The following is a 19,276-nucleotide window of genomic DNA, read 5'->3' on the forward strand; positions in this document are numbered from 1 at the left end:
TTGAAGAGTCGTCTGCTAAAGTGAAATAATAGAAAAAACCGAGTCGAAAGGAGCTGGGGTCAAATGAAGGTGTTCATCGTCGGTGCAAATGGGCAGATAGGCAAACACTTGACCGGCATGTTAAAGGAAAGCAGCGAACATCAGGTGAGAGCGATGGTCAGAAGCGAAGAGCAGGCGGAGACGCTGGAGCGTTCGGGGATCGAGACAGCGCTTGCCAATTTAGAAGGTACTGTCCACGACATTGAGGAGGCTGCAAAAGGCTGTGATGCAATCGTCTTTACCGCCGGATCGGGCGGTAAAACGGGCGCTGATAAAACGCTGCTCGTCGATCTGGACGGTGCGGCAAAAACGATTGAAGCCGCCGAAAAAGCGGGGATTCAACGGTTTATCATGATAAGCACTTTGCAGGCCCATCACCGGGAGAATTGGAATGAAGCGATCAAGCCTTATTACGTTGCAAAGCATTATGCGGATAAAATACTGGAGAGAAGCAGCTTAACGTATACGATCATCCGTCCCGGAGGGCTTTTAAATGAACCGGGCACAGGAAAAATAAAAGCCGCGGAAAACCTGGAGCGCGGAACGATCCCGCGCGAAGACGTAGCCGCAACAGCCGCCGCCGCGCTTAGCGAAGAGCGCACATTCCGCCGGTCGTTTGATCTGCTTTCAGGAGAAACGGCCATCGCTGAAGCGATAAAAGCGATCTGATCAGGCCATGCCGGGAATCCATGATGAACGGGTTCCCGGCATTTAGAAAACAGGAATATAAATTTTCATTTTCATGTCATCAGGAAAACAGGAACGGCGAACGTCCGTCACCTCAAAATCCGGTCCTTCCCTTCTTTCGTAATTCGCATTTGGAAGCCATGTGCGATAGATGTATCTTCTTGTGTTTTGAACCAACTCAGTCCGGCCGTTTACCTCAAACATGGCATATGTTCCTCCGGGAATGTCAAGATGAACAAACGATTCCGGTATTGTTTCGGGCGGTTTCTGAACCGCTTCTCCGACGACGAATGAAAATCCGCCCTCATCCAGAAAGTTGCACGATATGCCGTATGACATATCAGGCGCTGCTTTGCCGGGGATCTGCATATAATATTCATTGGCTCCGAAATCATGATAGAATCCCGGAATGTCTGCAAAGTGCTTTTCGCCGTTTAGGTCGGTATGATACTCATAACCGACAATCAGCATGCTGTCGAGATGAATGATGTTCGGTCTGGGAATCGATTCGTCTTCATTGATGCTTGTCTTAAAATCGAGGAAATTGATTTCACGCTGATCATTCAGGGCGATGCTTGTCTTGCGGTATTTGCCCGGGGTGATCCCGAAACAATTCGCAAATGCACGGCTGAAAGCTTCCTGGGAGCCATATTGAAAATCAATGGCTATGTCCAGAATGGACCTGTCGGTTTCTTTCAGCAGTCCGGCCGCTTCAGACAGCCTTCTGCGGCGAATATACTCTTGTACAGAAAAACCGGAAATGGCTTGAAAAAGCCGTTGGAAATGAAATGGCGAAAAACATGCCTTCGACGCAATGTCGGTGATCTTTAATTCGTTTTGAAGGTTTTCTTCCATAAAACGAACCGCATGTTGAATTCTTTCGTAATCGTCCACTTTATCGCAGCCTTTCAAAGTTTTCTTGCCCTTATTGTACATGATTGAAGGCTCTATTTTTTGATCATTTGTGCTTTTTGAAAAATAAAAAGCCTCCTTTTGCGGGAGGCTTTTGTTATTGAGTATGAAAATCAGTGACTTCAAGAGGCCGCATCATATCATAATCTTCATGCTCCAGTATGTGGCAATGCCATACATACCTGCCGCTGTACGGGCTGAAGGTGGCGAGAATCCGCGTGACCGATCCAGGCGGAACTTTTACGATATCTTTCATGCCTCTTTCGTTTGCAGCCGGAGCGACGGCAGGGCCTGTAAAAATCAGTTCTCCGTTTTGCTGAAAGCGCTCTGTATCAAACGGGCGGTGGTCGAGAATGAAAAATTGAATGAGGTGCAAATGAATCGGATGAATCGCTCTTCCTGCGTTGACGATCGACCAAATTTCGGTGCTGTCGCGCCTAGGTTTCTCAGTTACGGGATCGCTCCATCGCGTATTGTTCAGGAGCAGGACGGGCCTTCCGTATTGATCCTGCGACGCACCCAATGTCAATTTTCTGATGGCGTCGATTTTTTGTTTTTTGATAAACGGCCGCTTTCTTAATATGCTTGGAATTTTGCTCGTATCCTTTTGTTTTAATGGTTTTGTCACACGGAACTGCATGATATCGGCATCGGTTTCCGGATCTGCTTCTTCTCCGCCGCAGCCGATCCGGTTTTTCAATGTGATCGTTTGTCCTTCGGCATCCGAAAAATCGACGATGATGTCGAACCTTTCAGCCGGGGCGATCGTAAGCGACTGGACTTTTACCGGCCACTGGAGAAGGCCTCCGTCTGTTCCGATTTGATACATCGCATGGTCTGAATCGAAATACAGCTCAAATATTCTTGAATTTGAAGCGTTCAAAATCCGGAAACGGTATTTTCGCGGTTCGATTTCAGCATACGGCCACACCTTGCCATTCACTAAAATGGTATCCCCGCAAAATCCGGGAACGATCGACGGATTCGGCAGGTCGCGGGACGCGTTTTCAGGCTGCCGCGGGTAAAACAATGAACCGTCTTCATTAAGCGACTTATCCTGGATCAAAAGGGGGACCTCATATTCTCCTTTTGGTATGTTTAATGACTGTTCCTCCTTATCGCGGATAAAATATAAGCCGACAAGGCCCGCATATACATTCAGCCTCGTAATCGCCATGGCGTGGTCATGATACCAGAGAGCGCAAGCGTCCTGATGATTGGGGTATTCATACACCTCCCTTTCGAAAAACGGCCCCGTTTCTTTAAAATTCTTCGTATACCAGGCTTCCGGATAGCCGTCGCTGTCCGCCGGCGTATTTCCGCCGTGGAGATGGACGACCGTTTTCACTTCATGTTCTTCATGCCCGTCATGGTGAATCGTGTGGTCAATCGGGAGAAAGTGGTGGCGCGGCAGTTTATTCATCCATTTGACGGCGACCTTTTCGTTTTTTTTGACTTCAAACGTAGGCCCCGGATAGCTTTCGTTATAGCCGAAAAGCCTGGTAGGTTCAAGATCCCGGTGAAGCTTTTGATAAAACTCTTTCATCGTTACCTCATAATAGGTTTTTGTCTTGCTTTTTGTATGAGGTTTGATCACTTTTGGAATGGGCAGCGGGTCGACAAATTTTTCAAGCTTCATGTTTCACCTGTCCTCTATGTTCTGATAAATAGGTCAGTATATTATAAGACGGGACCTGTGTTTAGGTTCCTGCTGGGGAAAGAAATAGACGCAGGCGAAAAGAGCCTGAGTATTACGAAGAAATGAACAAGATGTTTCAAAACCATTAAATATCGTATTGAAAGCGGTTTTTAAGAGGGCGGAAGTGGAGTTTTCCCGTTTGGCGGTGTTACATTATGGGTAAGCTGAAAGCGGCTTGAAAGGAGATGTTTGGCTTGTGCCGAAAAGCATAGATTGGATCGATGTGTCAAAAGGGCTGGGAATTATTTTGGTCGTTTTAGGTCATACGCCGACGACCGATTGGCTGAAGACCTTCATTTTTTCTTTTCATATGCCGCTGTTTTTCTTTTTGTCAGGGCTTGTCTACCATGATGCGAATATGACCTTTCTTTCGTTCCTGTACAAAAAGGTGAAGACGCTCCTTCTGCCTTACTTCATATTTTCCGCCCTTGCCTATTTGTTTTGGTTTTTCGTCGAAAGGGATTTTACGTTCAGCGGCAGCTCGGACGTCGATCCGCTTGTTCCATTTAAAGGGATTTTCTATTCCATGCCTGATGATTATATGCTGACGCATAATCCGGCTCTCTGGTTTTTAACATGTCTGTTCGTTGTAGAAATGCTGTTTTTCGTAATGAGAAATTGGCTGAAGGCCCGGCATCTCGTATTTATCGTCGTGTTATGCGCCCTGCTAAGCTATTTCAATTATCAATATTTCGAAATCAAGCTTCCGTGGAATATCGAAGTGGCATTGACCGCCCTTTCCTTCTACACTGCCGGTTATTTTCTGAAACGCGATTTGCGGAACGTCAAGGATCGCAAGGCACTGCTGATCGCGGTGATTCTGTTTATTGCTGTCGGCTTTCTTCAAAGCCAGAATGTCAGGGTGGATATGAGAGCGAATGAGTACGGGAACATGGCGATCTTTTATATCACGTCATTTTTAGGGACGGCCGGCGTGATTTTTGCAAGCTTTAAGCTGCAGCATGCAGCGCCTCTTCAATTCCTCGGCAAAAATTCATTGGTTATCCTTGTCCTTCACTACCCGGTGATCCGGGCGTTAAAAGCCGTCGTTTATTACCTTATGAATGTTTCTCTTGATGAGACCTACGGTTCTGTCGTGTGGGGCGGCGTTTATACGGCTGCAACCTTGGTGATTATGGTTCCGTGCATTTTCATTTTGAACAGGTACCCGGTCTTGCTCGGAAGGAGAAGAAGATGCTGAATGAAAAGCTTTGCAGGAGATTTTGCTGCAAGGCTTTTGCCGTTATCTCCTTTATGAAAAAAAGAAATAATATTCAGAAAAGACGCGGAAGCCGTTTTGCTTTTATTCCGAGGGGCGGAAGCAATTTTTGGAAAACCTTGATGCGCCGGGTTTTATCAGGGATTGGCCGAATTGAAATATGTTTCCTCCGTTAAAAAATGTTCTATGGCGTCTATAATTCTGCAAGAAGTGAATCATGTTTCTATAGACTCACTCAAGTTTTGCTTTGTATGATTAAAAAGCGAATACACGGATGGGAAAGGAAGCTTTTTATGGAAAGGTACGACGAATTAAAAAAAGGAGAAACCGGGGCGTGGGTCAGCATTTGCGCTTACCTCGTTCTGTCGGCCGTTAAGCTGATCATCGGATACGTCTTTCATTCCGAGGCCCTCAAGGCAGACGGGCTTAACAATACGACGGATATCATTGCCTCTTTAGCGGTGCTGATCGGTCTCAGGATTTCGCAAAAGCCGCCTGATGAAGACCATCCGTACGGACACTTCAGAGCCGAGACGATCGCTTCGCTCGTCGCCTCTTTTATCATGATGGTTGTCGGGCTTGATGTGCTGTATAGTTCGGGAGAGACGTTTTTGCATCCGCGGGAAACGACTCCTGATATGATAGCGGCATGGACGGCGGTCGGGAGTGCGGCCGTCATGTTTTTGGTGTACGCCTATAATAAACGGCTCGCCGAAAGGGTGAACAGCCAGGCGCTGCATGCGGCAGCTGCAGATAATAGATCTGATGCCATCGTCAGCATCGGAACGTTTACCGGTATTTTTGCGTCGCAATTTAACCTCGCCTGGGTCGATACTTTAGCGGCGTTTATCATCGGGCTGATCATTTGCAAAACCGCGTGGGACATATTTAAAGAAGCCGCTCATTCCTTGACGGACGGATTTGATATAAAGGATATTTCGACATATAAAGAAACGATTCAAAAAGTTCCCGGCGTCGGCAGGATCAAGGATGTGAAGGCGAGATATTTGGGAAGCGCCGTGCATGTTGAAGTCATCGTAGAGGTGAGGCCTGATCTGAACATTTTGGAAAGCCACGATATCGCCGATGAGATCGAAAGAAAAATGCAGGAGGAGCACTCGATCATCCATTCCCATGTTCATATAGAACCGTTCAGAGACGGCGAAAAATAACCTTTTCCATTTTGGAAAAGGTTATTTTTATTTACATAGAAAGAGAGTTTAACCATTTAGTTGTTTTCTGCCGAAACATCGTTTATCGTAAAGTTAAATCAATTTCGAATCCGTACGCATGAGGAGGAAAAGGATGGCTTACGAAGAAACGCTGCACCCTGTTTTGGGAAAAGTAGCCGATAATATTGATAACGTAATGGTAGGAAAGAAAGATATTGCCGTATTGAGCCTGACCGCCATTCTTGCCAACGGCCATGTGCTTTTGGAGGATGTGCCCGGAGTGGGGAAGACGATGATGGTTCGCACGCTGGCGAAATCGACGGGCGCCGAATTTAAGAGAATTCAGTTTACGCCGGACTTACTGCCATCAGACGTAACAGGCGTTTCCATATATAATCCGAAAACCCTTGAATTTGAATACCGTTCAGGCCCGATTATGGGGGAGATCGTGTTGGCGGATGAAATCAACCGTACGTCGCCAAAAACCCAGTCGGCTCTGCTTGAAGCGATGGAGGAAGGGAGCGTGACCGTCGACGGTGTGACGATGCCGCTTTCTAAGCCTTTTTTTGTCATGGCTACCCAAAACCCGGTGGAATACGAAGGAACGTATCCGCTGCCTGAGGCCCAGCTTGACCGCTTCCTATTCAAGCTTCGAATGGGCTATCCGACGGTCGCCGAAGAGATTCAGGTGCTGGACCTTCAGGAAAAAAGCCGTCCGATTGAAGAGATTGAGCCGGTGATCACGAAGGATGAGCTGGCCGGCTTCCAAAAAGAGGCCGAAACGGTCTATGTGGATGCTTCCATAAAAGAATATATTGTTGACATCACACAACAAACAAGACATCATTCAGACGTCTATCTCGGCGTCAGCCCCCGCGGTTCGATCGCCCTGATGAAAGCTGCACAGGCGTTTGCTTTCCTGTATAACCGCGATTATGTTATACCGGATGATATCCAGTACCTTGCGCCTTTTACGCTTCCGCACAGAATGATATTGCGGTCGGAGGCGAAATTTGAAGGGAAGCGGCCGGAGACGGTTCTTCAGGAGATCATGGCGAAAGCGAAGGTTCCCGTTGGAAGGCGATGAGCAGATCATGAGAGAGCGTATCGGTCATATCAGGTTTTGGTGGAAGCTGTTTATTTTATTTCTTCTTTTTATATCGACGTTCTGCTATGCGATGTTTCAAGGGGGATTTGTCAGCTGGTTTTTGTTTTACGTTTTTCTTCCCTTCGTTTTGTACGCCGTCTTGTTTGCAACTTACCCGCTGAAGAAAATCGAGGCCGAACGAACGCTCAGCCGCGGACAGTTTAAAGCCGGCGATCAGCTTGAAGCCGTGATTACGATAAAGAGAAAATTTCCGTTTCCGCTTATGTTTATGATCGTTGAAGACTGCCTTCCCGGTTCTCTTTTAAAAAACGGCCATGCGCAGGGAGCGGTGAGGTTTCTTTTTCCCTGGTTTCAAAAAGAAATCAAAATGGCTTATACGATCCCGTCCGTTCCGAGGGGCGATCATCGTCTGAACACGGTCAGAATCCGTACAGGCGATCCCCTGGGGCTTCTGGAAAAGGAAATATATGTGCGGCTTGAAACCTCATTTCTCGTTCTGCCTTCGTATCAAAAGATCGCGTACGATGCCAATACTGGAAGCTTTGACGATAAAGCCGGACATGCCGCAGACTTTCAGAGGCAAAACAGCCATTTGGCTTCAAGCGTGAGGGAATATCAGCCGGGGGACCGCTTTTCGTGGGTGGACTGGAAGACGTCGGCGAGACGGAACCGGCTGATGACAAAGGAGTTTGAACAGGTGAAGGGCCGGAATTTGTGCGTTTTCATGGATCGTACCCCTTCTCCTGCTTTTGAAGACATCGTTGTCTTTACGGCTTCGGTTCTGCGCGCGGCTCTTCAAAACGGGGCCTATGCAGGGCTTGTTTCGATTGGGAAAGATCGATCCTTGTTTCCGATCCGCGGCGGAGAAGATCATTTAAGAAAGCTCTTTTATCATTTGGCGCTGGCAGATTGCGATTCCCCCCATCCGTTTCACAAGCTGCTGGAGAGCGAGCTTCAGCTGCCCGATATGAGGAAGACGGCGAAATATATCGTGACAGGCCGCATGACAGCGGCGTTATCGCACGTGTTGGGAAACGCATCGAAAGACAAGGCGCCGGCCGTATTTCTCATCAAAGAAAAAGGCGGCGCTGTCTCACCGGAAGAGAATGCGGCGATTGAGCATGTAAAAGCGCGCGGAATCGAAGTCAGCGTCATTAGCGGAGAGCGCTTTTCGCATGTTTTTTTGAAAGCGAGGTGAGATGATGATGTCCAAAGAACAAAACGGCCGGATCAGTCAGCTGATTTTTTACGTTTTAACCTTTTTGCTGCTTTGGGAGTGGCTCCGCCCCCTGCAGTATTTTACCGATACGGGGCATACCTTCTTTTTTATCGTGTTTATCGCTGTCGTTTTTCTGATGACATTTTTTAAAGTTCCCTGGTTTATCAGGTTTCCGGTCAGCCTCGGTTTCATTCTGTTTGCCCTTCATTGGATATTTTACGAGGGATCATTGCTTCAACCTTCCTGGCTCGGAATGCTGGCAGGCGATGTCAATCGAAATCTGTCGTACATCTTTTCGGGGATGTGGCGGGATATGTCGCCTTTGTTTCGGACGCTGCTCTTTTTCGTCCTGCTTTGGCTGCTCGTCTACCTTCTGCACTATTGGGTGATTTATCAGCGGAGAATTTTCTTCTTTTTCATCATGACCGTCGTTTATATTACGGTGATCGATACGTTTACGCCGTTTGACGCGTCGCATGCGATCATCCGGATCGTTGTGTTCGGCTTTCTCCTGCTCGGAATGCTGTTTTTGGAGCGGATGAAGGAAAGCGAGAAGTTCAAAGCTTCTCCATCGTTATTTGCCAAATGGTTTGCCCCTCTCGTGCTGATGACGGCTGTCGCCGCGGCCATTGCAATAGCTGCGCCGAAGGCCGATCCGGTCTGGCCTGATCCGGTTCCGTTCCTCAAAACGGCGGCAAACGGCGATTTTTCTTCAGGGGGAAAAACCAAAGTCGGCTATGGAACGAATGATGAATCATTGGGCGGACCGTTTACGCAGGACGATACACGGGTGTTTTCGTGGCAGGGCAATGAAAGAAGCTATTTCAGAGTCGAAACGAAAAGCTATTACACCGGCAAAGGCTGGACTGAAGATGAGAAAGCGGGAACATCGATCAACCTTGATGATACGAAGCTTCATTATGCATGGTATGAAGACGGCGTAAAAACGCAAACGTGGAAAGTCAAGGTCGACATCAATCCGGCTTACCGCTATCACCATGTCCTTTACCCGATCGGGACGACGGACATCTTATTGGACAATTTTGTGCCGCTCGCGATGAACAGCCGAACGGAGCGGATCGTTCCGGTCGGCAAGATGGGAGCCGACGTGAAAAACCTTGGAAGCTATACAGTGACCTACCAATCTCCTGTTTTTGACGTGAAAAAACTTCAGCGCATCAGCATGGATACTGAAGGAGAATGGAGCAAAGACCATCAAAAATACTTGCAGCTCCCTGACTCCCTTCCTGAGCGTGTCAAACGGCTCGCCCATGATTTGACGAAAGATCATGACAACGTGTATGACAAAGCGAAAGCGATTGAAGATTATCTCGGGTCTTCCGAGTTTTCGTATGAGACGAAAGATGTTGCCGTTCCGAAAAATCATCAGGATTACGTCGATCAATTTTTATTTGAGACGAAAATCGGGTATTGCGACAACTTTTCAACGGCCATGATCGTGCTCTTGCGGTCTGCCGGTGTACCGGCCCGCTGGGTGAAGGGCTATACATCGGGACAGTATGCCGGAACGTCGCAGGACCGGAATCATAACGTTTATGAAGTGACAAACAACAATGCCCATTCCTGGGTCGAAGTCTACTTTAAAGGGCAGGGATGGGTGACATTTGAACCGACAAAAGGTTTTATCAATCCGGAGCAATTAGTCGAGCAGTCAAGCAGTCAGCCTGGCGATGCTTCTCATGAAGCGGCCGAAAAAGAACAGAATCATTACGGAGATCGGCCGGAGGAGACTGCCGAAGAGAAGCAAAGAAACGATCAGAAGCAGGCGCTTGATGAAAAACAAGACCGTCAAAGCGCAGATGTGGAACGCTGGGACGCCGCAGGTGCGCTCAGCGGTGGAGCGGTGCTGCTTATCATCGTTGCCGCCGGGGCGTCATTTTACTTTACCCGTGCCAAATGGCTGCCGCTGGTCATTGCTTTCAGGCTGAAAAAACGGCGGGATGACGCCGTTTTCTTCAAGGCTTATGACGAACTGCTCCGCCAGCTGAAGCGAAAAGGCATGAAAAAAGAAGCGGGCCAGACGCTCCGCGAATTTGCGGAAAAGGTTGATGAACGTTACAAAACCGATGACATGACCCGGTTGACGCTGATGTATGAACGGGCTCTCTATCGGAAAGAAAATGCGAGGGAGCTTTGGCATGAATCAGTTGAGTTATGGGAAAATTTAATTAAAAGGAGATAGTCTTGACCGCTATCTTTCCTATTGTTAGAATAAGTGAATATTAAAAACCCTTATATATTCTTGCTGGCAGGCCCGGCGTCTGCCGTTTAAACAAAGCCGGGCCTTAGTCCCGCGAATGGGGGCAGGACTGCTGTATGTCTGCCGCCATTTTTTCTGTGCAAAAGACAATTTGATAAAGAGGTGACACCATGACGAAGTTAGTAAATGAAATGATTCTTGTATTGGATTTTGGAAGTCAGTACAACCAGCTGATCACTCGGCGCATACGTGAGTTTGGTGTATACAGCGAGCTGCATCCGCACACTTTGACGGCGGAGGAAATCAGGGAAATGAATCCGAAGGGAATTATTTTGTCCGGGGGTCCGAACAGCGTATATGACGAAGCATCTTTCCGCTGTGACGAAAAGATCTTTGACCTGGACATCCCGGTTCTTGGAATTTGCTATGGCATGCAGCTGATGACCCATTACCTCGGCGGCAGAGTGGAAGCGGCAAGTCAGCGTGAGTACGGAAAAGCGGACATTCACATTAAAGGCGAGCCTGATCTGTTTAAAGATCTTCCGAAAGAACAGGTCGTCTGGATGAGTCATGGTGATTTAGTTGTTGAAGTTCCGGAAGGCTTCACCGTTGATGCGACGAGCCATCATTGCCCGAATTCCGCGATGAGCAAAAAAGACAAAAAATGGTACGGCGTTCAGTTCCACCCGGAAGTCCGCCACTCCGAATACGGAAACGATCTGCTGAAAAACTTCGTTTTCGAGGTTTGCGAGTGTGCCGGAGAATGGTCAATGGAGAACTTCATCGAAATCGAAATGCAAAAAATCCGTGAAACAGTCGGCGACAAACAAGTGTTATGCGCGCTTAGCGGCGGGGTCGATTCCTCTGTCGTCGCAGTGCTGATCCATAAAGCGATCGGCGATCAGCTGACATGTATTTTCGTCGATCACGGCCTGCTCCGCAAAGGTGAAGCAGAAGGCGTCATGAAGACGTTCAGCGAAGGCTTTAACATGAACGTCATCAAAGTCGATGCAAAAGACCGCTTCCTCAACAAGCTGAAAGGTGTTTCAGATCCTGAACAAAAACGGAAAATCATCGGCAATGAGTTTATCTACGTGTTTGACGATGAAGCGGACAAGCTGAAAGGAATCGATTTCCTTGCACAAGGAACGCTTTACACCGACATTATCGAGAGCGGAACGGCGACTGCGCAGACGATCAAGTCTCACCACAATGTCGGCGGACTGCCGGAAGACATGCAGTTTGAGCTGATCGAACCGCTGAATACGCTGTTTAAAGACGAAGTTCGCGCGCTCGGCACAGAGCTCGGCATTCCTGATGAGATCGTTTGGCGCCAGCCGTTCCCCGGCCCGGGCCTTGGAATTCGCGTGTTAGGAGAAGTAACGGAAGAAAAGCTGGAGATCGTCCGTGAATCAGACGCGATCCTGCGCGAAGAAATCGCCAAAGCCGGCCTTGACCGCGACATTTGGCAATACTTCACCGTCCTTCCTGATATCCGCAGCGTCGGAGTCATGGGAGACGCGAGAACATATGATTACACAATCGGCATTCGCGCCGTCACTTCTATCGACGGCATGACATCAGACTGGGCAAGAATCCCGTGGGATGTCCTCGAAAAGATTTCGACGCGGATCGTCAACGAAGTGAAGCACATCAACAGAGTGGTGTACGATATTACCTCTAAGCCGCCTGCCACAATTGAATGGGAATAATAAAGATGCCCCGGATCTTAACGGATTTGGGGCTTTTTATTGTTGGGATAATGTTTTATTTCGATAGCTTTCCGGAGAACGCGGAGGCCGAATTGGAACATACAGTAAACGAACATAGCGGGACGTTATTTTGCATAATGTTCGCTTTTTTGTATTGTGTTTACGGTAAGATATTGTTACAATAGCATAGTAATTGAAAAAGAACTTGTCGTATAATCATGGGAATATGGCCCATAAGTTTCTACCAAGCTACCGTAAATAGCTTGACTACGCTGGTATATATTGATTTGATTTTTTAAAACATTCAGTATGAAATATGCCGTAGTCAAGCGTCCCATATCATTGGGGCGTTTTTTGTTTAAAAGCAAAGGTTTATGAAACAATAAAAACGACAGAAAATCGAGAGGAGTTACCATTTTGAAGCGTTTCTTTCAGTTTGACGAATTGGATACAAATTATCGGAGAGAAATCATCGGCGGACTGACAACCTTTTTGTCAATGGCTTACATTCTGTTTGTCAACCCGCTTACCCTTTCTCTCGCTTCAGTCACTGATTTTCCGAAAGATTTAAGAATAGATCAAGGTTCAGTCTTTACAGCGACTGCGATCGCTTCTGCCGTCGGCTGTATTTTGATGGGCCTCATCGCGAAATATCCGATTGCCATTGCTCCCGGAATGGGACTGAATGCGTTTTTTGCTTTCACCGTCGTCTTGAACATGGGGATTTCCTGGCAGACGGCTTTATCGGGCGTATTCATTTCAGGACTTATTTTTGTCGGTCTATCATTAACAGGCTTGAGGGAAAAAATCATCAATGCCATTCCGCCGGAGCTTAAACTGGCAGTCGGCGCCGGCATCGGCCTTTTCATTACATTTGTCGGTCTTCAAGGTTCGAAAATTATCGTGGCGAATCCGAGCACGCTCGTGTCTCTCGGAAACATCCACAGCGGTCCTGTGCTGCTGACGATCTTCGGAATAATCGTCACCGTCATTTTGATGGTGCTCCGGGTGAACGGAGCCGTCTTCTTCGGAATGCTGATCACGGCCGTGGCCGGTATATTGACCGGCTTGATCGATGCGCCGACAAAGATTGTCGACAAAATTCCAAGCCTTGAACCGACGTTTGGACAAGCCATCATTCATTTGCACGATATTTTTTCTTTGAATATGCTGATCGTCATTTTAACGTTTTTGTTTGTCGGATTTTTTGACACCGCCGGTACGCTGGTAGCAGTGGCGACGCAGGCGGGATTAATGAAGGAAAACAAACTGCCGAGAGCCGGCAGGGCGCTGTTTGCCGATTCGTCTTCCATCGTTGTCGGCGCCGTCCTCGGAACATCAACGACGACTTCTTATGTTGAATCAAGCGCGGGTGTTGCCGCAGGCGCAAGATCCGGTTTTGCGGCTGTCGTAACAGGAATTCTGTTTTTGTTTGCGATGTTTTTCTCTCCGCTGCTTACCGTCGTGACATCAAATGTGACGGCTCCTGCATTGATCGTTGTCGGCGTTTTGATGGTCGCTCCTCTCGGCAAAATCGACTGGACCAAGTTTGAAATCGCCGTTCCCGCGTTTTTAACGATGATCTGCATGCCACTGACGTACAGCATCGCGACCGGGATTGCGATCGGCTTTATCTTTTATCCGATCACTATGATTTTTAAAGGAAAAGCGAAAGAAGTACATCCGATTATGTACTGTTTGTTTGTGATCTTTATTCTTTACTTTATTTTCTTGAATCATTAAGCTTTTCGCGGCCGATAACTCTTGCGGGTTATCGGCTTTTTTGTGTATATCTCGAAATTAGGCGAACCGTGCAAAACTTTTCGCGTTCGTTCAGCGTTATATATAATGACCGCCAAATCTGTTTTAAAATAGTGGTTTTGCTTGACTGTTTTGCAAGGCTTAGGTAATTTATAAAAGAAATCAGTAGCGTTAGCTTTGGGCAAAGAATAGGAGTTGCTTATATGATTGATGAACAATATAAAGAAAAAAGTCGTGATGAAGATCATGAACCTGAGATAGATCAGCCGGCATCGAGAATGTCCAGAAGCTCGCGCAACGCGAGGGCGGCAAAGGAAACAGACGGAACACCGCAGAAGAAAGTCAAAACGGTTTTGCGAAGCGTAAATGCCGCTTTAGTCCGTTATTTCAGCTTTATGCTCGATGTGTTAAAGTCCCCTGTACAGGCGGCCGAAGAAAACGACCGGTCTTATTTTAAGTATTCCGTTATTTCGATGACGCTGTTAGCCGTTTTCTTTTCGCTCGGAAACTTTTATCAGCTATTGTCCGGCCGCGGCAGGGTGCTTGGATTTGGCGTGTCGGTCTCATTCATGGAAGTGTTTCTCGTCGTTTTCCTTTACTGCATGATCTTTATGTTCTGGAACATCGCGGCGATTTGGGCGGCGTCGAGGTTTTGGCTGAAGAATAAGCTGTCTTTTGCCGAAACTGCGGCCAAGTACGGCTCGCTGTTGGTTCCTTTTATCATCCCTGCCGCTCTGTGGATGGTTTGTGCGATTTTAAACATCACGACGATGACGGTGATCCTGTCGATCCTGATGTTTTTGGGAATGGTATTCGGAACGTTTATCATGATTCAGTCCATTTATGAAAAAAGCGGCAGGGCGCGGGCGGATTTAATGTATTTCGTCTTTGCCGTCCTGTTGGCCGAATTGGTATATGCCGGAGCGACATGGAAGTTCATGGTCGGCTATTTGCTGTCTTCGCTCGTTCCGGTGTAACGGGCCTTTAGCCGGTTCACATGTAGAACCGGCTTTTTTGATCATAAAATCCGAGTTGACTCATAAGAATAATAAGTATAATATAAAAACACATGTCAGTTCGGATCGGGGGGAGTAATCAATGGCCAATTTTCTCCGCAAAGCCATTTATGAAAAAAAGAAATGGCTCATCAGACAGATCGTGAAGTCAGGACGGATAGACAATACAAACGATTTATCGGCATATACGCTGACTGATCTTGAAAAGGTGCATCGTTCAGTAACGGAACATCATACAAAAAAGCGGCCGTAAGCATGATAACGGCACAGGCCAGGGCGTTTTGCAAAACGCCTTTTTTTTGTTGTTTCACAAGCTTTGAAACTTCTCTAAAAAGGGTAAACTGATCATAATTGGAACGCGATGTCAGATTGTCGAAAAATTTTGCGGTGAAGCAAGGACATTACAGGATTGTATATGCGGAATTTCTCTAGTAGAATATGATTGCTTCTGCATCTAAAGGAGGGATTGGAGTTGCTTCACACGGCATTTATCCACGCTGTGAGTATGGTTGGCATTATTCTGGTTATCAATATTATATATGTAACATTTTTAACCCTTCGAATGATACTGACATTGAAAGGTCAGCGGTATTTGGCCGCTTTTATCGGTACGATCGAAATGCTGGTCTACGTCGTCGGACTTGGGCTGGTTTTAGATAATTTAAATCAAATCCAAAACGTGATCGCCTATGCGATTGGATTTGGAATCGGAATTATCGTAGGGACGAAAATCGAAGAAAAGCTTGCACTCGGATATATTATGGTAAACGCGATTACGAAGGAGCTTGATTTGGACCTTCCGAAACAGCTCCGCGAAAAAGGGTACGGCGTCACCCACTGGGTCGTCGGCGGACTTGAAGGCGACAGAACGGCGATGCAGATTTTGACGCCGAGAAGGTATGAACTGCAATTGTACGAGACGATCAAATCGATTGACTCAAAAGCCTTTATCGTTTCCTACGAACCGAAAACGATCCACGGCGGCTTCTGGGTGAAAGCCGTTAAGAAAAGGAGAATTAAAGAGTAATGACAAAGCCGAAGAAAAAACGCTTTGAAGTGGCTGAAGGCGAAACGATCGACGCCGTGTTGAGCCGCATGCAGGAAGAAGGATATACGCCGGTGCGCCGGATGGAGGAGCCTGTGTTTAAAGAAACGGAGGAAAATGGAACGATTCAGGTTGTTCCGTGCGGAAGGAAAATTATATTTGAAGGGAAATTGACCTAAAACCGAACATTAAAACAATAAAAAATAGTATTGTTCGATAATGTCGTTGACATTATGGAAGTCCGTTGTTAAGATAAACATGACATGAAAACACGACCTCATATAATCTTGGGAATATGGCCCATAAGTCTCTACCCGATGACCGTAAATCATCGGACTATGCAGGAAAGTGGACAATAAACTGACATGGAAATCGCGAGAAGCGGACGACTGACGATTAACGCGCCATGCCCGGTTTGTGTTGCTTCCTAACATGCAATACAAAGCCGGGCTTTTTGTTTGCGATGAATTACAGCTAAAGGTGGGACAATCAAATGCAGCCTCTTGCAGGTGTTATTATGGGAAGCACATCAGATTGGGAAACGATGAAGCATGCTTGCGGCATACTAGAAGAATTAAAGATTCCATTTGAGAAAAAGGTTGTTTCCGCTCATCGGACGCCTGATCTCATGTTTGATTATGCCGAAACGGCGCGGGAAAGGGGCTTGAAAGTGATCATTGCCGGAGCGGGGGGCGCTGCCCATCTGCCGGGAATGGTCGCGTCCAAAACGACGCTGCCCGTCATCGGCGTTCCGGTGCAGTCAAAAGCGCTGAACGGACTTGACTCGCTTTTATCAATCGTCCAAATGCCTGGCGGCGTTCCGGTGGCTACCGTGGCGATCGGAAAAGCGGGAGCCGTCAATGCGGGACTGCTGGCGGCGCAAATCCTTTCCGCGTTTGATGAAAAAATAGCCCGCGTTTTGAGCGAACGAAGGGAAACGATCAGACAAACCGTGTTGGAAAGCAGTGATCAGCTTGGATAAACAAACGATTTTTCCCGGTGCGACAATCGGTATCATCGGAGGCGGCCAGCTCGGCAAAATGATGGCTGTCGCCGCAAAGCAAATGGGCTATCGCATAGCGGTCGTTGATCCCGTTCCTTCCTCGCCGTGCGGACAGGTGGCGGACCTTGAAATCACAGCGGCCTACAATGATCAAGAAGCGATCGAAAAGCTGGCGGAAGCGAGCGATGTCATCACCTATGAATTTGAAAACATCGACTATCACGCCTTTAACTGGCTAAAAGAGAATGCTTACCTGCCGCAGGGAAGCGAGCTTTTGCTGTTGACCCAAAACAGGGAGACGGAGAAAAAAGCGATCGAATCAGCCGGCTGCAGGGTTGCGCTGTACAGAATCATTCATGACCGCACAGAGCTTGAAGCGGCTGCGTCAGAGCTCGGGCTTCCGGCGGTGCTGAAGACGTGCCGCGGCGGATACGACGGAAAAGGGCAGTATGTGATCAAGGAAAAAGCCCAAATCGGAGAAGCAGCAGCGCTCCTAGAGCATGGAACGTGCATTTTGGAAAGCTGGGTGCATTTTAAAATGGAGCTGTCCGTCATCGTGACGAGATCGGTGAACGGTGAAACCGCAGTGTTCCCGGCTGCTGAAAATATTCATAAACACAACATTTTGTTTCAAAGCATTGTTCCGGCAAGAGCCGATGAGGCGATTCAGGAAAAAGCGGCTGACCTCGCCGTCCGGCTCGCCGAAAAGCTTCAGCTCGTCGGAACGCTGGCTGTTGAGCTATTTCTTACGGAAGACGGCGGGCTGCTCGTCAATGAACTTGCGCCGCGCCCTCATAACTCGGGCCATTACACGCTTGATCTTTGCGAAACAAGCCAGTTTGAACAGCATATCCGCGCCGTCTGCGGATTGCCGCTCGGCAAAACAGACCTTCTCAAAGAAGGAATGATGGTGAATCTTCTCGGCGATGAAGTGTACATGGTTCAGGAAGAGCCTGGGCTGCTGAAAGAAGCGAAGCTTTATATTTACGGAAAACATGAAGTAAAACCCGGCCGCAAAATGGGGCATATTACATTTATGAGAAAACCTGATCAGCATTGGATTCAGCAGATGACTGAAAAGTGGACTGAAAGAGATGGAGGAAGAGAACAATGATCGAACGTTATTCAAGACCGGAAATGGCCGCGATTTGGACGGATGAAAACAGGTTTCAGGCATGGCTTGAAGTCGAAATTTTGGCATGTGAAGCATGGGCGGAGCTTGGCGTCATTCCTAAAGAAGACGTCAAGGTTTTGCGCCAAAACGCGTCATTTGATATCGACCGAATTTTAGAAATCGAGAAAGACACGCGCCACGATGTCGTCGCCTTTACCCGCGCCGTGTCCGAAACGCTCGGCGAAGAAAGAAAATGGGTTCACTACGGTCTGACGTCAACGGACGTTGTCGATACCGCTCTTTCCTACCTATTAAAGCAGGCCAACGACATCCTGCTCAAGGACCTTGAGAGATTTATTGACATCCTAAAAGAAAAAGCAAAAGAGCATAAATATACGGTCATGATGGGACGCACACACGGCGTGCATGCAGAGCCGACGACATTCGGCTTAAAGCTTGCCCTTTGGTACGAAGAAATGAAGCGCAACCTGGAGCGCTTCAAACAGGCGAAGGAAGGCATCGAAGTCGGAAAAATTTCCGGTGCTGTAGGAACATACGCAAACATCGATCCTTTCGTCGAGAAGTACGTATGCGAAAAGCTCGGCTTAAAACCGGCGCCGATTTCCACACAGACGCTGCAGCGCGACAGACACGCCGATTATATGGCGGCAATTGCCCTGATCGCAACGAGCATCGAAAAATTTGCCGTTGAAATCCGCGGTCTGCAAAAAAGCGAAACGCGCGAGGTTGAAGAATTTTTCGCAAAAGGACAGAAAGGCTCATCAGCGATGCCGCATAAGCGGAATCCGATCGGCTCTGAAAACATGACGGGAATGGCGCGCGTCATCCGCGGCTACATGCTGACGGCTTACGAAAATGTACCGCTTTGGCACGAACGCGATATTTCCCATTCTTCGGCGGAACGCATCATTCTGCCTGATGCGACGATTGCGCTGAACTACATGCTGAACCGCTTCGGCAACATCGTGAAGAACCTGACCGTGTTCCCTGAAAACATGAAGCGCAACATGGACCGCACGCTCGGACTGATCTATTCACAGCGCGTCCTGCTTGCTCTGATCGACAGCGGCATGACACGCGAAGAAGCGTATGACACAGTACAGCCGAAAGCGATGGAGGCATGGGAGAAGCAGGTGCCGTTCCGCCAGCTTGTCGAAGCCGAGGAAAACATTACGTCGCGACTCACCTCTGAACAAATCGCCGACTGTTTCGACTACAATTATCATTTGAAAAACGTCGACTTCATCTTTGAGCGCTTAGGTTTGGCATAACATGAACCTCCCGCCTTATTCAGGCGGGAGAATAAGAGATGGAATATTTCCAACATT

The 19,276-nt window shown here is 47.8% G+C and carries 17 protein-coding genes and 2 riboswitches; of the genes, 15 read left to right on the forward strand and 2 right to left on the reverse strand.

Translation table 11 applies throughout. The annotated features are described in order from the left end of the window. Positions 1–63: 63 nt before the first annotated feature. Positions 64–708 carry an SDR family oxidoreductase gene (locus NSQ39_RS03995; RefSeq protein WP_175075863.1) on the forward strand — a complete coding sequence of 215 codons (645 nt, stop codon included), beginning with the start codon at positions 64–66 and terminating at the stop codon, positions 706–708. Between the two features lie 42 nt (positions 709–750). Here NSQ39_RS03995 and NSQ39_RS04000 read toward each other — a convergent pair whose 3' ends face one another. Together NSQ39_RS04000 and NSQ39_RS04005 are read right to left on the reverse strand one after the other, a co-directional pair. Continuing rightward, on the reverse strand, positions 751–1,620 hold the full coding sequence (locus tag NSQ39_RS04000; protein ID WP_175075910.1) for an AraC family transcriptional regulator: 870 nt from the start codon (positions 1,618–1,620) through the stop codon (positions 751–753). A 115-nt stretch (positions 1,621–1,735) separates the two neighbouring features. Further along, entirely contained in the window at positions 1,736–3,277 is a 1,542-nt protein-coding gene (locus NSQ39_RS04005) for a multicopper oxidase family protein (protein WP_341014271.1), read from the reverse strand. A gap of 256 nt (positions 3,278–3,533) precedes the next feature. On the opposite strand from NSQ39_RS04005, the gene NSQ39_RS04010 reads away from it, so the two are divergent. The 14 genes from NSQ39_RS04010 to purB all read left to right on the forward strand — a co-directional run bounded on the left by NSQ39_RS04010 (position 3,534) and on the right by purB (position 19,219). Further along, a complete protein-coding gene (locus NSQ39_RS04010; RefSeq protein WP_175075865.1) occupies positions 3,534–4,538 on the forward strand; it encodes an acyltransferase family protein in 1,005 nt (334 codons plus the stop codon). A gap of 311 nt (positions 4,539–4,849) precedes the next feature. Continuing rightward, complete coding sequence (locus tag NSQ39_RS04015; RefSeq protein ID WP_175075866.1) at positions 4,850–5,728, forward strand: cation diffusion facilitator family transporter; 879 nt, start codon at positions 4,850–4,852, stop codon at positions 5,726–5,728. A gap of 133 nt (positions 5,729–5,861) precedes the next feature. Beyond that, positions 5,862–6,815 carry an AAA family ATPase gene (locus tag NSQ39_RS04020; protein WP_175075867.1) on the forward strand — a complete coding sequence of 318 codons (954 nt, stop codon included), beginning with the start codon at positions 5,862–5,864 and terminating at the stop codon, positions 6,813–6,815. Positions 6,816–6,822: 7 nt separating this feature from the next. Continuing rightward, entirely contained in the window at positions 6,823–8,034 is a 1,212-nt protein-coding gene (locus NSQ39_RS04025; RefSeq protein WP_175075868.1) for a DUF58 domain-containing protein, read from the forward strand. Position 8,035: 1 nt separating this feature from the next. Next, positions 8,036–10,258, forward strand: a complete 2,223-nt coding sequence (locus tag NSQ39_RS04030; protein WP_373688016.1) for a DUF4129 domain-containing transglutaminase family protein — start codon at positions 8,036–8,038, stop codon at positions 10,256–10,258. Between the two features lie 188 nt (positions 10,259–10,446). Then, on the forward strand, positions 10,447–11,988 hold the full coding sequence (gene guaA, locus NSQ39_RS04035; RefSeq protein WP_046130455.1) for a glutamine-hydrolyzing GMP synthase: 1,542 nt from the start codon (positions 10,447–10,449) through the stop codon (positions 11,986–11,988). Between the two features lie 188 nt (positions 11,989–12,176). After that, a riboswitch (purine riboswitch) is annotated at positions 12,177–12,278 on the forward strand. A gap of 127 nt (positions 12,279–12,405) precedes the next feature. Beyond that, entirely contained in the window at positions 12,406–13,731 is a 1,326-nt protein-coding gene (locus NSQ39_RS04040) for an NCS2 family permease (protein ID WP_046130453.1), read from the forward strand. A 221-nt stretch (positions 13,732–13,952) separates the two neighbouring features. Next, positions 13,953–14,726 (forward strand): hypothetical protein, encoded by a 774-nt coding sequence (locus NSQ39_RS04045; RefSeq protein WP_046130452.1) that lies wholly within the window; start codon positions 13,953–13,955, stop codon positions 14,724–14,726. A gap of 121 nt (positions 14,727–14,847) precedes the next feature. Beyond that, positions 14,848–15,018, forward strand: coding sequence for a hypothetical protein (locus tag NSQ39_RS04050; protein ID WP_164918136.1), 171 nt, complete (start codon positions 14,848–14,850; stop codon positions 15,016–15,018). A gap of 252 nt (positions 15,019–15,270) precedes the next feature. Further along, positions 15,271–15,792: a DUF2179 domain-containing protein gene (locus NSQ39_RS04055; RefSeq protein ID WP_099047095.1), complete on the forward strand. Its 522-nt coding sequence runs from the start codon at positions 15,271–15,273 to the stop codon at positions 15,790–15,792. Beyond that, positions 15,792–15,989, forward strand: coding sequence for an NETI motif-containing protein (locus NSQ39_RS04060; RefSeq protein ID WP_046130450.1), 198 nt, complete (start codon positions 15,792–15,794; stop codon positions 15,987–15,989). Before NSQ39_RS04055 ends, NSQ39_RS04060 begins: the two co-directional genes overlap by 1 nt. 78 nt (positions 15,990–16,067) lie before the next feature. Further along, a riboswitch (purine riboswitch) is annotated at positions 16,068–16,169 on the forward strand. A 134-nt stretch (positions 16,170–16,303) separates the two neighbouring features. After that, a complete protein-coding gene (gene purE / locus NSQ39_RS04065) occupies positions 16,304–16,792 on the forward strand; it encodes a 5-(carboxyamino)imidazole ribonucleotide mutase (RefSeq protein WP_046130449.1) in 489 nt (162 codons plus the stop codon). Further along, complete coding sequence (gene purK / locus NSQ39_RS04070) at positions 16,785–17,927, forward strand: 5-(carboxyamino)imidazole ribonucleotide synthase (RefSeq protein ID WP_175075870.1); 1,143 nt, start codon at positions 16,785–16,787, stop codon at positions 17,925–17,927. The genes purE and purK overlap by 8 nt, the downstream gene beginning before the upstream one ends. Beyond that, the gene (gene purB, locus NSQ39_RS04075) at positions 17,924–19,219 is read left to right on the forward strand and encodes an adenylosuccinate lyase (RefSeq protein WP_046130447.1); all 1,296 of its coding nucleotides are present in this window, start codon (positions 17,924–17,926) and stop codon (positions 19,217–19,219) included. Before purK ends, purB begins: the two co-directional genes overlap by 4 nt. The last annotated feature ends 57 nt before the right edge of the window (positions 19,220–19,276 follow it).

The sequence above is a fragment of the Bacillus sp. FSL W8-0848 genome, assembly GCF_038007805.1.
GTDB classification, from domain to species: domain Bacteria; phylum Bacillota; class Bacilli; order Bacillales; family Bacillaceae; genus Bacillus; species Bacillus glycinifermentans.